The following is a 14455-nucleotide window of genomic DNA, read 5'->3' on the forward strand; positions in this document are numbered from 1 at the left end:
CCGTTACAGGCCCTCGGGCACCATCTGGTCCCGCCCGATGAAGGCGCCCTGTTGTTTCAACGTTTCCTGCAATTTTTCAATGGGGATTTCGCGGGGAATCCGGTTTCCGGAAAGCGCCAGCGCCGCAGCGGAACCGGCGGCCTCGCCCATCACAAAACAGGCACCGGAGACCCGCGCCGCCGACTGGCCCTCATGGGTCATCGAGGCACAGCGGCCGGCGACCAGCAAATTGTCGACGCCTTCCGGCACCAGCATCCGGTAAGGCAGCTCGTTGTAGCCGCGCGATTCCGGGATCGGCGGGAAGGTGAAGACGACGTCGCCGGGAACGTGGGCCTCGATCGGCCAGCCGTTGACGCCGATGGAATCCTCGAACGAGGCGCAGCCGAGCACGTCCTCGCCGCTGAGCTGGTAGCCACCTTTGATGCGACGCGTCTCCCGGATGCCGAGCTGCGGCGGCAAATCGACGATGTAGGATTTTTCAAAGCCCGGCACGGCGCTACGCAGGAACTCGTACGCGGCGAGCGCCTGCTTGCGGCCCTCGATCTCGCCGCGGGTGAGATCGTCGGGCTCGACGCCGTTGATGGCATGGCCGTCCTCACGCGCGACTTGCGTAAAGTTGACCCGCCATTCGATGCCGGATTTTTGCGGCCGCACGATCGCGCTTTTCCGCGGGAATGTGTGGGTGCCGGCGGCAAGCGCCTTTTCCATCAATTGCGGAATGGTGCGCCAGGCGTCACCCGCCTTGTCGGGATCGATGCCGTTGAGGCGGAGCATCATCGACGGATAGAGCGGATGACCGTGCTCGTCGCCGATCTCGAACGGCGCGCCGGCCCAGACCGCGAGATCGCCGTCGCCGGAGCAATCGATGAAGATCTCGGCGCGCACGGCCTGCCGGCCAGCCTTGGTCTCGACCAGCAGCGCGTCGATGCGACTGTTATTGCCCATCACCACGCCGGCGCCGAGGGCATGGAAGAGAATGTGCACCTTGTGGCTTGCGAGCAGCTGATCCGCTGCGATCTTGTAGGCCGCGGTGTCATAGGCCTGCGCAAACACCTTGCCGAGGATCAGGTGCGGCGTGTTGAGACCGCCTAAGCGGTCGATCCGCGCCAGCAGATCGGATGCCATGCCCTGCACCAGGCGGTGGGCCTTGCCGTAGACATTGCCATGCAGGCCGCAAAAATTGGTGACGCCGGCGGCGGTGCCCATGCCGCCGAGAAAACCGTAGCGCTCGATCAGCAGCGTCTTGCGCCCCGCCCGCGCCGCGGAGGCCGCAGCGACGATGCCGGCCGGTCCGCCGCCGAGGACGACGACTTCATATTCGCCATAGAGCGGCACCTTCCGTGCCGGTTCTTCGATCATGGCCCGCATTGCGCGTCCCTTCCCAAAATTCCTTGCTTGCAGGCGACTATGAATTAACGCGCAGCGAGCTACAATCCACCAAAATACGCGATCAGCTTTCGCGAATCGAGAAAGGTCGACATGGACATCCTCGTGAACCTGCAGGCCTTCCTCGCCACCGCCGATGCCGCCGGCTTCTCCGCTGCCGCGCGCAAGCTCAATGTCTCGACCTCGGTTGTCGCGAAGCGCGTTACGCAGCTGGAGGCGCGGATAGGCACGCCGCTGTTTCACCGCTCGACCCGGCAATTGCGTCTCACCGAAGCCGGCCAGCGCTACGTGCATCGCGCGCGCGGCGTCGTGACCGATGCAACAGATCTGCTCTCGCGCATGGGCGAGAAGGGCCACGACCTCGTCGATCACCTGCGCATCAAGGCGCCGACCTCGCTGACGGTGGCGCGGCTCGCCGACGCCTTCAGCGCGTTCCAGACCCAGAACCCGCGCCTTAAGCTCGAGATCGTGCTGATCGACCGCCCGGTCGATCCCGTCACTGAAGGTTTCGACATCGCCATCGGCGCCTTCCCGCACTCCTTCGGCGGCGTGGTCGACGAGCCGCTGTGTCCGCTGAAGCGGCTGCTCTGCGCCGCACCCGCTTACTTGAAGAAGCACGGCACGCCAAAGCATCCGCGCGACCTCGTCGAGCATCGCTGCCTCAGTTTCATGCCGACGGGGCCAGAATGGATCTTCGACGGACCGCGCGGCCGCATCAGCATCCAGGTCAGCCCGCTGCTCTCCTCCAACGAGGGACACGTGCTGGTGCGCAGCGCGATCGCCGGCAACGGCATCACACTGATGTCGCATTATCTGGTCGCGGATGCCTTGCGTGACGGCACCCTGAAGCCGGTGCTGCGCGACTTTCCGATTCCGGAATTGTGGGTGAAGGCCGCGATCCCCGAACGCCGGCGCAATGCGGCCGCGGTGCAGGCGCTGCTGACGCTGCTCAAGACGTCATTGGCGCCGTCGCTGTGAATTGCGATGCCGTAGCCCGCATGGAGCGCAGCGCAATGCGGGGACCCCGGATTACGCTTCGCTCCATCCGGGCTACACGCCGTCGCGCCGCTGTCACAAGATGACGGTTGCCCTCGATCAGCGGAGCTGAGAGAAGGGCCGCCATGGATCCGATAGTTATGAAATACGCTTTTGCCAGCCTGATCGCTCTCGCGATCTCCACTGCTCCCGCCGCAGCGCTGGAGCAAAACTGCCGCTTCATCCAGGCCAAGCCGGATCGCGAGGCCTGCTACAAGCGGCAGGAGGGAGAGCTCGCGGCGAAGCGCAAGCCCGCGGCGCCGACCGACGAGAGCAAGACGCTCGAAACGCTGCGCCAGATGCGGCAGGACGATGACGCGGTCTATCGCAGCATCAACAACATCTGTCGCGGCTGCTGACGTTCAGTCTTTGCCGCCGCCCCAGTTCGCCGCCCGCTTCTCCGCGAACGAGGCCAGCCCTTCCGCCGCCTCTGCGCTCTGGCGCTTGACCGAATGCAGGTGCACGAGCCGCTTGTAGGCGGCATCGTCCACCGCCATGCCACCGAACGAGCTCTCCAGCGCGAGCCGCTTGGTCTCGGCCATCGCCTCCGGACCGTTGGCGAGCAGCTGCTCGACCACCTTGGTGCCTGCGGCTTCGAGCTCGGCGAGCGGCACCACTTCGTGGACGAGGCCGATGCGGCGGGCGTCCTCGGCGCCGAAGCGCTCGCCGGTGAGCGCGTAGCGGCGGACTTGCCGTACACTAATGGCGTCGCAAAGCTGCGGGATGATGATCGCGGCGGTCAGGCCCCAGCGCACCTCGGTGATGGAGAACAGGGCGTTGTCGGCGGCAATCACGAGGTCGCAGGCGGCAATCACGCCGGTACCGCCGCCAAAGCAGCCGCCCTGCACCAGCGCCACCGTCGGGATCGGCAAGGTGTTGAGCCGCTGCACCGCCTCGAAGGTCGCACGCGAGGCCGCCTCGTTGGCCTCGGGCGATTGCGGCCGTACGCCGTTGATCCATTTGAGGTCGGCGCCGGCCTGAAAATGCTTGCCGTTGCCCCTGAGAACGACCACCCGCAGGTTGGGCTTCTTGCCGAGCTCGTCCATGGCCGCGAGCACGCCTGATATCAAGGCGCCGTCATAGGCGTTGTTCACCTCCGGCCGGTTCAACGTGACGGTCGCGACCCCACGCGCATCGAGGGTCCACAGGACGGGGCTGGCAGTCATCGGCGATCCTCCGGTCATTCGTTTCGCGCGCACTATGGCCGAGGCAACGCATCCCGATCCATATCTTTCCAGCGTGGGGCGGTCGCGCCCATCGCATGGCGGCTTGTGTCATGCTGCCGGCGGGCGGCATCCGAGGGATCAGGGACGGGACATTACATGCGCATCTGCATTTTCGGCGCGGGCGCCGTCGGCAGCCACATCGCGGTCAGGTTGGCGCGCGCCGGCCATGAGGTCAGTTGCGTCATGCGGGGGGCGCATCTGGAGGCGGTGCGGGCGCACGGCCTCAAGCTGCGCGTCGGCGATTCCGAGGTCAGTGCCAAGGTGAACGCGTCGGGCGATCCGGCCCAGCTCGGCCCGCAGGACGTCGTGATCTCGACGCTGAAGGCGACCGCACTGACGGGACTGGTGTCCAGCATCAAGCCGCTGCTCCAGGACGACACCGCCATCGTGTTCGCGCAGAACGGCATTCCCTGGTGGTATGGCATCGGCCTGCCGCCGCGGCATCCGACCCCGCCGGACATCTCCTTTCTCGATCCCGGCGGGCGGCTGCGCGCCTGCATCCCGAAGGAGCGGATCATCGGCGGCGTCATCTTCTCGTCCAACGAGGTAACCGCACCCGGCGTGGTGCAGAACCTGACGCCGGACCGCAATCGCCTCCTGATCGGCGAATGTGACGACCGCAATTGCGAGCGCATCACCAAGCTCCGCAGCGTCTTCAACGACGCGCGGCTGGAATCGCCGCCGGTGGCCGAGATCCGCGAGGCGATCTGGTCAAAGCTGCTGACCAACATGTCGCTCTCGGTGCTGTGCCTGCTCACCGGGCAGACCGCGCGCGGCGTGCGCGACGATCCCGCCTTCGCCGACGTCATCCCGCGCATGCTGAACGAGGCCAACGACATCGCCCAGCACTTCATCCCCGAGGTCAAGCGGGTGACCCGCAGCGGCCCCGCCCCCAACCACAAGCCGTCGCTGCTGCAGGATTACGAGCTCGGCCGCGCCATGGAGATCGACGTGCTGGTGAAGGCCCCCGCCGCCTTCGCGCGTACCGCCGGCCTGTCGACGCCGACGCTCGACCTGATCGCCGCGCTCGCGATCCAGAAGGCGCGCGACAAGGGGCTTTATTCGGCGAGTTGATCGATCCAGGCCGCAAGCGTGTCGAGCACCTCGGTGAGGGCCTCATCATCGGTCCGGCCGGACTTTTTCAGCACCGCGAAGGAATGATCGCCGCCTTCGATCTCGTGCAGGGTCGCCTTCCCACCCAGCGTTTGGGTCACCGGTTTGAGGTAGCTGAGGTCAGCAAGCCCATCGCGCGTGCCTTGCAGGAACAGCATGGGGATCGCGACTTGGGCGAGGTGCTGGGCACGCTCGGACGACGGCTTCTTGTCGGCATGCAGGGGAAAGCCGAGGAAGGCGAGCCCCTTTACGCCCGGCAGCGGCGCCTTCGACTGCGCCTGCGAGGTCATGCGCCCGCCGAAGGACTTTCCGCCCGCAACGAGCTTCAATCCGGGGCAGAGCCGGGCCGCCTCCGTGACCGCTGCACGGACCGCGGCGTGCGCGACCGCCGGCGCGTCGGGACGCCCCTTCTTCTCTTCCATATAGGGGAAATTGAATCGGAACGTCGCGATGCCGCGGTCCGCCAAGCCGGCCGCGATCTTCTCCATAAAGGAATGCCGCATGTCGGCGCCGGCGCCATGCGCCAGCACGTAGCAGGCGCGCGCGTGGTCCGGCTGCGTCAGGATCGCCGAGACCGTGCCGTTGCGCTCGATATCGAGCTTGAGCTCTGTCACCTTGACCGTCACGACGCGTTCACCCCTCGATCTTCCGGGCCGCGCCGCCCGGTGGCCAGAGATAGTTCAGGACGTGATTGAGCGTCGTCATGATCTCGCGGTATCCGGCGTCGCTCTTCACTGGACCGAATTTATCTTCGAGGGCAAGCTTGGCAAAGCCGTGAACGGTCGACCAGGCGGCTGCGGCCGCGGTCTTCGCCTGCCTGGGTGTCCCACCAACGAGCTCGGCGATGATGATCTCGAACTCGCGGCCGGCCGCCCGGCTCGCCTGCCTGAGACGCGGATCGTCGGCGACGAGGCGCTTGTTGGCAAACATCATCTGGAAGCGGCCGGGATGTTTTAGCGCGAATTCGACATAGGCGAGGCCCTGGGCGTGGAGCTTTCCGCGCGCATCCTGCTTGCGGGACGCAGCATCCCGCAGCGCGCCGGCAAGCGCGTCATAACCGCGGATCGCCACCTCGGTCAAAAGACCCTGCGCATTGCCGAAATGATGCGACGGCGCGGCCGGGGACACGCCGGCGCGGCGGGCGGCCTCGCGCAGGGTGAACCCTTCGGCACCGTGCTCGGCGAGAATGGCTTCGCTGGCGGCGATCAGGGCTTCCTGCAGCTCACCATGATGGTAGCCGGCTTCCGGCTTCGGAACCTTGCTATTCGGCTTGGCGCGCGCGGGCGCGATCGGTTTCGTCATGCGAGAACTTGACACTGTTCAGATTGAGAGCTATGCATCTTAACACTGTTTAGATTGATTTCCCGGAGTTCGAAATGACCGAAATGCAGCCTGGCACCGCGACCTCGCCGGTGAAACGGCGCCATCTGGTCGGCGGCGCCGTTCTCGGCATGCTCGCAAGCGCCGTCGGCGGCCTTGCCGGCGGCATCGCGCTCGGCCAAGGCGCGGCGCTGCCGCAGCAGAAGCCGAGCGGCCGCCAGCGTTTCACCGACAAGGTCGTCATCGTCACGGGCGGCACCTCCGGCATCGGCCGCGCCGCCGCGCTGATGTTCGCCGCCGAAGGCGGCAAGGTCGTGTTCTGCGGGCGCAATGTCGAGCGCGGGGCAAAGGTGGAGGACGCGATCAAGGCCGCCGGCGGCGAGGCGGCGTTCGTCCGGGCCGACGTCCGCAACGAGGCCGAGGTCAAGGCATTGGTCGACAAGACGATCGATCTCCATGGGCGGCTCGACGTTGCCTTCAACAATGCCGGCATCTCCATCGAGAAGCCGCTGCATCAGTACAGCGCGGCCGAATTCGACGATGTGATCAATACCGACCTGCGCGGCGTGTTCCTGTCGATGAAGTACCAGATTCCACACCTGCTGCAGAAGGGCGGATCGATCGTCGTCACCTCGTCATCCAACGCCATCGCCACGACGGCAAAGCGCTCGGCCTATTCCGCGGCCAAGCGCGGGCTCGTCGGGATGGTCCAGGCCGCGGCGCTCGAATATGCCCAGTACGGCATCCGCATTAATACGCTGATCCCCGGCACCACGGACACGCCGTTCATCCGCAGGCTCGCCGGCATGGAAAATCTGCCTGATGCGGCCTGGCGCGTCGCCATCGCGCAATGGGCCAAGAGCCATGTGCCGGGAATGCAGCGCGTGGCAACCGCGGAGGAGATCGCAGCCTTCGCGCTCGTGCTCGCCTCGGACGATCATCCCTACACGACGGGCGGCCAGTTCGTCGTCGACGGCGGCAAAACCGCACAGGCGGGATAGGGCACCGGCCGGCGCAGCCTCAAGACACAATCATTGGCGGCTTCGGCAGGCGTAGCAAGGCGGGCTTGCGCCCGCGCCTGGCCTTATGGCACGGCTGAGCGCTCATCGCAGTCAACGACCGAGGCCGCCATGTCCTACCGCTCCTCCTGGATGACCGAAGAGCTCGACGTCTTCCGCGACCAGTTCCGGAAATATCTCGCCAAGGACCTGGCGCCGCATGCCGAGAAATGGCGCGAGCAGAAGATGGTCGACCGCTTCGCCTGGCGCGGGCTCGGCGAGATGGGCGCGCTGCTGGCAAGTGTGCCGGAGGAATATGGCGGCCTGGGCGCAACCTTCGCCTATGACGCCGCCGTGCTGGACGATCTCGAGAGCACGGTGCCGGAGCTGACCACCGGCGTCTCCGTGCACAGCGCCATCGTCGCGCACTACATCCTCAATTACGGCTCGGAGGAGCAGAAGAAGCGCTGGCTGCCGAAGATGGCCTCGGGCGAGATGGTCGGCGCCATCGCCATGACCGAGCCCGGCACCGGCTCGGACCTGCAAAGCGTCAAGACCACGGCGAAGAAGCAGGGCAATTCCTACGTCATCAACGGCCAGAAGACCTTCATCACCAACGGCCAGGCCGCCGATCTCGTCATCGTGGTCGCGCGCACCGGCGAGGCCGGCGCGAAAGGCATCTCGCTGATCGTGGTCGAGACCGCGGGCGCGGACGGCTACAAGCGCGGGCGCAACCTCGACAAGATCGGCCTGCATGCCTCCGACACGTCTGAGCTCTTTTTCGACAATGTCACTGTCCCACCGGAAAACCTGCTCGGCAAGGAGGAAGGCCAGGGCTTTGTTCAGCTGATGCAGCAATTGCCGCAGGAGCGCCTTGCGCTGGCGGTCGGCGCCGTCGCCTCGATGGAGCGGGCAGTCAAGCTCACCACCGAATACAGCAAGGAGCGGAAGGCGTTCGGCAAGCCGTTGATGGATTTCCAGAACACCGCCTTCACGCTCGCCGAGCGCAAGACCGAGGCGATGATCGCCCGCGTCTTCGTCGACTGGTGCATCGAGCGCCTGGTCGCCGGGGATCTCGACACCGTGACGGCCTCGATGGCGAAATACTGGTGCACGGACAAGCAGGTGCAGACCGCCGACGAATGCCTCCAGCTGTTCGGCGGCTACGGCTACATGCAGGAATACCCGATCTCGCGCATCTTCATCGATTCCCGCATCCAGAAGATCTATGGCGGCACCAACGAGATCATGAAGCTGTTGATCGCGAGGTCGTTGTAGTCCGCAACGACGTCATTCTATGGTTGTTGACGTGAAACGGGAGTGATAATCTTCGTCGAGAGCTGGCGAGGCCCGGAGTGTCCGTGTCATGCGAAAGCGACCCGCGTCAGGAAAGCGCCCCCGGCGCAAGTCATCTCCTGACACCACGTCGCGTTCAGGCAAAAAGCCGCCCTCGGATCACAAGGCGTCCTCAGACAAGAGCTCTTCAGGCGGCAGTTTGGAAACCGTCTACGTCTTCAATGCAGGCCGCGTTTGCCCCGGCGACATCCTGCTGACCAGAGTCCCACTGAAGCTCCTCGATCACTCGACATTCCAGAGCAATGCGATTCAGGCTGGGACCCGGGCGCCCTTCAGCCACGCCGCTCTTTGCATCGAGCCCGGCTTGATGATCGAAGCCGTCGGCGCCGGCGTCTGCCGATTCGCCCTCGGCGCGACAGGCGTGCGATCGAGAGCCAATGTGAAGCTCCTCAGGCTCAACCTCGACGTGGTCAACGGGCCACAGCATGCTCAATTGGCCGCGCATTTCGGCCACCAATATCTCTCGCGCGGCTATTCGCTGCCCGGAGCGCTCGGCACGCGGATCGCTCCTCTCCGCAAGGCAACGCGCGGTGATCTGTTTTGCTCGGAGCTGGTCGCGCGAGCCTATGACGAGGCGCGCTGCCCGCTCTTGCCCGGCAAGAAGCCAAACAGAATCGCGCCCGGCGATCTCCTGAAGTCGGACGTCCTGCGCGACGTCACCAGGCTCGCGCTCGAGCCCATCACGATAGACACGCCGTTGATGTATTATCTGGACGACGGCTCTCATTTCGAACGGGTGGCGCACTGGGAAGTGCGCACGAAGATCAAGATCGTGCGGAGCCCGCCGGTCCAGCGTGAGCTGGCAGCACTCGGCGCCAGCGTGCCGAGCTTCTTCGAGCTCGAGAAGGTGTTGAGGAGAGTCTCGTCGCCTGGGCTCGACAACGCCGTCCATGACGAGCTGGTTCGGCACGATTTCAGCGCCGAATACACGCGCAGGACGCTTACCTCGGTCGGTCTCAAGGAGCCCAGCGAAATCCTGAGTGCGGAATTCGCCGCGCGTTTCGAGCCGCCCGAGGACCAGCTCAAGAACCTGAACGAGGCCACCCTGGAGTTCCTGCTGGAGGAGCGAAAATCAGCAATCGTCTCGTTCCAGAATGACATCGCTTCGCGGAAGACGGATATCGAGACATGGAATCGTCATCGAAGCAGCTGGAATTCACGAACTTTCGACTATCTCACGACCATGCAGCGTCCATTGCTGGCCGTCAGCGAGCAACTGCTCAAGCTATTCCGAAAGGAGCTTGACGCCCTGACGGCGGAGCAGCGCAGAAGAGCCACCGCGGCACAATAGCGGAAGGGCTCCCTTCGCGAGCAAGCCTGATCCGTTCAGTTCGGATGCCACCAGCGGCCGCCGATGACGACGCCTTCGGACACGATCTTGCGGTCACCGATCAGGTGCTCGCCGACGACGTCCTCATAGTCGAACTGGCCCTGCTTCACCGAGATCAGCGTGGCATCGCCGACGCTGCCCGGCTTGAGGCTGCCAAGCTCGGGCCGCCGCAACGCCATCGCCGCGTTCACCGTCGAGGCCGCGACCACATCCGACAGCTCCATGCCCATGCACAAGAACTTCGACATGGTCGTGACCTGGTCGAAGGCCGGGCCGTCGATGCAGAGCTGGTGGATGTCGGAGGAGATGGTGTCCGGATAGAAGCCGTTGGCGAGCATGGCACGCGCGGTCTTGAACGCGAACGAGCCCTTGCCGTGGCCGATGTCGAACAGCACGCCGCGCTCGCGCGCGTCCAACACCGCCTTCTTCACCGTGCCCTGCGCCGTCGCCGGCGTGTTGGGGAACGGGCGGAACGCATGGGTGAGCACGTCGCCGGGACGCAGGCGCGCCAGCACCTCCTCATAGCTCGGCGGCGGATGATCGATATGCGCCATCAGCGGCATTCCGACCTCGTTGGCGACCTCGAGCGCGATGTCGAGCGGCACCGCCCCTGATGTGCCTGAGGAATGCAGGCCGACGCGGACCTTGATGCCGACGATGAGATCGCGGTTGGCATCGGCCACCTTGGCCGCCTCGATCGGATTCATCAGCCGCAGCTCCTCGCTCTCGCCGACCATGATCCGGTGCGAGAAGCCGAAGATGCCGGCATGCGAGACGTGCAGATAAGCGAGGATGCGGACCTGGCTCGGCTCGATCACATGCTTGCGAAAGCCCGCGAAATTGCCCGGCCCGGCGCTGCCGGTGTCGACCGCCGTGGTGACGCCGGAGAGGCGGCAAAATTCCTCGGCATCGATGCCGAGCGAGGTGCCGCCCCAATAGACATGGGTGTGGAGATCGATCAGTCCCGGCGTGACGATGTACCGCGAGACGTCGCGCACATCGGTGCCCGGATCCGCCTTGAGCCCGCTGCCGATCGCCGCGACCTTGCCGCCTGAAAATGCGACATCCGTCACGGCATCGAGCTTTTGGGACGGGTCGATCACCCGCCCACCGCGCAGGATCAGGTCAAAAGGCATCATGGTCTCCGGATGTGGCAGTGAGGCGGCTGACCATCCGTCAGCCGAAAGAGGGGAAGGCTGCCACTTCTAGCAATTTTTACGCCGGAGTCCTTGGCAAACAGGGACGATGTCCCGTGCCAAAATGGCGATCCGAGAGATTGGCCTGGAAACGCCATCTCCCGCCGCCTCTGCAAACCTGGGTCCCGGACACCTTGCGGCGCGCATTCGCGCGCCATGTCGGCGTGACACCCGCCGAATACCGCAAGCGCTTTGCGCGGATCATGGCTTGACGTGAGGACAGCCCGATCGCGGTTGCCGACAGACAAGTGCGCTGGCGATCAAACGAGAATGGCGATCCCGGGATGACTCGAACATCCGACCTACGGTTTAGGAAACCGCCGCTCTATCCGGCTGAGCTACGGGACCGCGTTGAAGTTGTTGGCGAATTCTGCGAGCGTCAGATCTTGCTCCGAATTCGCCGCTTCACATGCCAATCTCTAATGAAAGAGCAGCCGCACATCAAGCGAACGCTTGCGGCGGCGAGGCCGGGAACCACGCCGGACGCCAGCTGTCCGGGGCATCTCGTCTGAAGCTGCCGCGTCCAGGCGACCGATCAGCGCACCCGCCCCGGTTGCCGGCCGGACTCGCCCCATGCGGTCAATTTGAGCTTGACGCATCCTCGATTGCGTCAAAAATCCAACCGTGACATTGGCCGCTGTTGTTGTCCGTGCCAACCGCACGCAGCCGGCGCTGCTGTCCTGGAGGCGGCTCCAATATCGCGACGGTGCCGAGCGCTGGAAAAAAAGCGCCGTCCCGAACGTGGGACGGCAGTTCAGGGAGGATCATGAAGAGGGACGTCTCCGGCAGATCGATCGTGCGCTGCGCATAGACGCGACTTCCGGGACTGCCATCCGCGCCAAGTGCGGTGATCATCAGAAGGTCACCGCGCAGCTCGACAAGAATGATCTCCTCGTGAGTTTTGCTTGTCGGGACGTGCGGAGCGTCGCAGGTTGAGAAACGAAGTTTGTTCTTCATTCGGATTGAGAAGTCGACCATTCCGTTGCCCCCGCTGATTGGCTGGAATTGAGAGAGGTTGCAGGGGCTGGCGGGTAAACTGTCCGGGCGATGTCCCGGTGCCGAAATATCTAGCTCTAGGTAGCCCACCGTTGCCTCTTGGTGCTGTTGCATCGTGCTGGCCGGAATAGGGCTTGCGTGTGAGAGGATCGTGAAGGGCCTCATCGCGATAACGAAAGATCATTTCACGGTGAAATAACGGGACATATCCTTAAGATCGGCGAGGTAGATGCGAGGACGCCATGGCATCACATGGGACCATTTCTTCTACGCAATTTCGCAGGACCGCTCATTTTCAGCCACTCTCGGGGGAGTCCGGACAAGACCCCGGCGGCTTCTGCCACTTCATCTCGACGCCTGCGGAGGAAGAGCGCTTCACGCTTGGCGGCGACCGATTTGACCCATCGAACCCCGTTCATTGGGCGCGGGCCGAGAGCCTGATGAAAAGGCTCGCGCATCTGATCCGATTCAATCCGGACGAGAACAAAGCGAAGCCAAATCCCAACCTGCCGAGCGGCTACACCTATTTCCTGCAGCTGGTCGCGCATGACCTCGTGCACAGCGCGATCTCGACCTCGCTCGGCGACGGGCAGACGGCCGGGCTCAGCAACGTACGGAACGCCCCGTTACGCCTCGAGACCGTTTACGGCGGAGGACCAACCGAATGCCCGCACGCCTATGAGGCCGCCCCGGTCGCATTCCGCAGCAAGCTCCGGCTGGGCAATTCGCGGATCGATCAGAACGATCAGGATCATCGCGGCCCAATAAAGGACATCGCGCGCGGCACGACGAGCACTGCCGCCGAGCTAGCCCGAAAGGCGAGCTATCCCGAAGCCCTGATCGCCGATCCCCGCAACGATTCCCATGCGATCATCTCGCAGATCCTGGTTCTCTTCCACGAACTGCACAATTGCATCGTGGATGAACTGGGGAATCTGCCCCGGATGGACAATCCGTTCGCCGACGCGCAACGACTGTTCACGACCGCACGGACTGCCTGCGTTCTGATCTACCGCGATCTGATCCGTCAGGACCTGCTTCCGCGCATCCTGCATGAGGACGTCTGGCGGGCTTACAACACCGATCAGAAACCGTTCCCCTGGCGCGTCGGGGGCGAATGGCGGGCACCTCTCGAATTCACCAACGGGTTCTTCCGCTTCGGCCATTCCATGATCCGGCCGATCTATCGCTTCAACAGCGGCCCGGGCAATGCCTTCACCATCGAGCAGATCCTGGCGCGCACCTCCGACAAGTCACCCGCGGACGTTCCTCTGGAAACCGCATGGCTGGTGAATTGGGATCTGTTTTTCAGCAGCGACCCCCATGCCGGAAACGTCAGCATCCGGATCGGCCCGTGGTCTCAGGTCGGTATCGGGGAGGAGGTCCCGGGCGAAGGCGATCTGATCGCGCGCGACCTCTTGAGCTCCATTGCGATCCAGCCCTGGTCGATCGGACCTCTCGTCGACCGCCTCAGGACCACGCACGGAGCGCTGCTCGACAAGTCTGAATTACTGGCAGGACAGATCGGTTCGCGGCCATGGGCTGCGCGCATCTCCGAATGGCTGACCAAGCGATCGGACGCGACCTTCGGCTCCTTCAACAAACTTTCGCCGAGGGAAATCGAGACCCTCGCGAAGGATCCGCCGATCCCGCTGTTCGTCCGCTTCGAGGCAGGCCTCGACTCCGGCAACCAGGGCGAACGCCTGGGCATCCTGGGTTCGATCGTCGTGGCCGACGTGATCTGCGGTGTCTTGCAGTCCGATCGGCTCCTGCCAGACAATCCCGCAGGCGGGTTGCAGATCGAGCTCGCGTCCTTGTCGGCGGCAACGCTCGGCAACACCGGGAGCGGCCAAGCCAACATCTTCGCATTCCTGGCGGACATCGAGGGCCCGGAGCGAAAGATCAGCCTGACGACCGTTCGGCGGTTTCTCAACGACAGACAGCGCGTCACCCAAGCATGACAACCCTGTAGCGTGAAAGGAGAGAAGCGATGGCCTACCCGAGAATCAATGTCAGAAACATTCCAGGCAATCACGAGAATTGGGGCAAGCTAGTCAAGACCTGGTCCACCGGCAAGAACTACGTCCGGCATGTGATCACCGACAAGGATCCGTTTCCCACTGACGTCGACCCCAAGGACGAGTTTCCCAAGCCGAAGACCTTCAGCGAGTTCGTCGCGCAGGCCCAGGCTGCCGGCGTTCAGCTGTTCTTCGACGACGGCGAAAAAAATGCAGACGTCACCGGCGACGAAAAACTGGACCTCGTGATGATCGACGTTCCGCTAACTACGCACTACGTGAAGCTCCCGCACCGCGAGAGGATCTTGGAGTCCGAAGCTCGGCAGTTGGCCGGCCCGCCCTATCCGTTGCCGCTCTTCTACGAGCGCATCCACGGCACAAAGCCGCTGCCCGGAGAAACGAGCAGTCCGAGCCAGAAGGCGAGGCTCCACGCCGAGCGGGTCGGCGAATACACGATCAACACTTGCGGCTGAGGGCCGTA

Annotated in this window: 15 protein-coding genes and 1 tRNA gene; 8 read left to right on the forward strand and 8 right to left on the reverse strand. The window is 64.3% G+C overall.

The genetic code is table 11. The annotated features are described in order from the left end of the window. Positions 1–3: 3 nt before the first annotated feature. Entirely contained in the window at positions 4–1368 is a 1365-nt protein-coding gene (locus AAFG16_RS45070) for an FAD-dependent oxidoreductase (RefSeq protein WP_283082588.1), read from the reverse strand. 111 nt (positions 1369–1479) lie between these two features. Here AAFG16_RS45070 and AAFG16_RS45075 point away from each other — a divergent pair, with 111 nt between their 5' ends. Together AAFG16_RS45075 and AAFG16_RS45080 are read left to right on the forward strand one after the other, a co-directional pair. Further along, positions 1480–2364 carry a LysR family transcriptional regulator gene (locus AAFG16_RS45075; RefSeq protein ID WP_283082589.1) on the forward strand — a complete coding sequence of 295 codons (885 nt, stop codon included), beginning with the start codon at positions 1480–1482 and terminating at the stop codon, positions 2362–2364. Positions 2365–2507: 143 nt separating this feature from the next. Beyond that, positions 2508–2780, forward strand: coding sequence for a hypothetical protein (locus AAFG16_RS45080; protein ID WP_342735625.1), 273 nt, complete (start codon positions 2508–2510; stop codon positions 2778–2780). Positions 2781–2783: 3 nt separating this feature from the next. On the opposite strand, the gene AAFG16_RS45085 is transcribed toward AAFG16_RS45080, so the two are convergent. After that, complete coding sequence (locus AAFG16_RS45085) at positions 2784–3587, reverse strand: enoyl-CoA hydratase-related protein (protein WP_342735627.1); 804 nt, start codon at positions 3585–3587, stop codon at positions 2784–2786. A gap of 156 nt (positions 3588–3743) precedes the next feature. Here AAFG16_RS45085 and AAFG16_RS45090 point away from each other — a divergent pair, with 156 nt between their 5' ends. Beyond that, on the forward strand, positions 3744–4721 hold the full coding sequence (locus AAFG16_RS45090; RefSeq protein ID WP_342735629.1) for a ketopantoate reductase family protein: 978 nt from the start codon (positions 3744–3746) through the stop codon (positions 4719–4721). Here AAFG16_RS45090 and AAFG16_RS45095 read toward each other — a convergent pair. Both AAFG16_RS45095 and AAFG16_RS45100 read right to left on the reverse strand, forming a co-directional pair. Then, positions 4706–5386, reverse strand: coding sequence for an alpha/beta family hydrolase (locus tag AAFG16_RS45095; protein WP_342735631.1), 681 nt, complete (start codon positions 5384–5386; stop codon positions 4706–4708). The two genes, AAFG16_RS45090 and AAFG16_RS45095, sit on opposite strands and share 16 nt — an antisense overlap. 7 nt (positions 5387–5393) lie before the next feature. Beyond that, positions 5394–6062 carry a TetR/AcrR family transcriptional regulator gene (locus AAFG16_RS45100; protein ID WP_283082594.1) on the reverse strand — a complete coding sequence of 223 codons (669 nt, stop codon included), beginning with the start codon at positions 6060–6062 and terminating at the stop codon, positions 5394–5396. Between the two features lie 74 nt (positions 6063–6136). On the opposite strand from AAFG16_RS45100, the gene AAFG16_RS45105 reads away from it, so the two are divergent. Next, complete coding sequence (locus AAFG16_RS45105; RefSeq protein WP_342735633.1) at positions 6137–7081, forward strand: SDR family NAD(P)-dependent oxidoreductase; 945 nt, start codon at positions 6137–6139, stop codon at positions 7079–7081. Between the two features lie 129 nt (positions 7082–7210). After that, on the forward strand, positions 7211–8356 hold the full coding sequence (locus AAFG16_RS45110; RefSeq protein ID WP_342735635.1) for an acyl-CoA dehydrogenase family protein: 1146 nt from the start codon (positions 7211–7213) through the stop codon (positions 8354–8356). Positions 8357–8561: 205 nt separating this feature from the next. Here AAFG16_RS45110 and AAFG16_RS45115 read toward each other — a convergent pair whose 3' ends face one another. After that, complete coding sequence (locus AAFG16_RS45115) at positions 8562–8888, reverse strand: hypothetical protein (protein WP_342735637.1); 327 nt, start codon at positions 8886–8888, stop codon at positions 8562–8564. A 135-nt stretch (positions 8889–9023) separates the two neighbouring features. Between AAFG16_RS45115 and AAFG16_RS45120 the strand changes: the two genes are divergently transcribed. Continuing rightward, positions 9024–9725, forward strand: a complete 702-nt coding sequence (locus tag AAFG16_RS45120; RefSeq protein ID WP_342735639.1) for a hypothetical protein — start codon at positions 9024–9026, stop codon at positions 9723–9725. Between the two features lie 35 nt (positions 9726–9760). Here AAFG16_RS45120 and AAFG16_RS45125 read toward each other — a convergent pair whose 3' ends face one another. The 3 genes from AAFG16_RS45125 to AAFG16_RS45135 all read right to left on the reverse strand — a co-directional run bounded on the left by AAFG16_RS45125 (position 9761) and on the right by AAFG16_RS45135 (position 11938). Next, positions 9761–10900: an amidohydrolase/deacetylase family metallohydrolase gene (locus tag AAFG16_RS45125; protein ID WP_283087112.1), complete on the reverse strand. Its 1140-nt coding sequence runs from the start codon at positions 10898–10900 to the stop codon at positions 9761–9763. Positions 10901–11231: 331 nt separating this feature from the next. Then, positions 11232–11308, reverse strand: a tRNA-Arg gene (locus AAFG16_RS45130). A gap of 231 nt (positions 11309–11539) precedes the next feature. Beyond that, complete coding sequence (locus tag AAFG16_RS45135) at positions 11540–11938, reverse strand: hypothetical protein (RefSeq protein WP_342735641.1); 399 nt, start codon at positions 11936–11938, stop codon at positions 11540–11542. A 458-nt stretch (positions 11939–12396) separates the two neighbouring features. Between AAFG16_RS45135 and AAFG16_RS45140 the strand changes: the two genes are divergently transcribed. Both AAFG16_RS45140 and AAFG16_RS45145 read left to right on the forward strand, forming a co-directional pair. Beyond that, on the forward strand, positions 12397–13917 hold the full coding sequence (locus AAFG16_RS45140; RefSeq protein WP_342735643.1) for a peroxidase family protein: 1521 nt from the start codon (positions 12397–12399) through the stop codon (positions 13915–13917). Between the two features lie 29 nt (positions 13918–13946). Then, entirely contained in the window at positions 13947–14447 is a 501-nt protein-coding gene (locus AAFG16_RS45145; protein WP_283082601.1) for a hypothetical protein, read from the forward strand. Positions 14448–14455 lie beyond the last annotated feature (8 nt).

Source organism: Bradyrhizobium sp. B117, assembly GCF_038969555.1.
GTDB lineage: Bacteria > Pseudomonadota > Alphaproteobacteria > Rhizobiales > Xanthobacteraceae > Bradyrhizobium.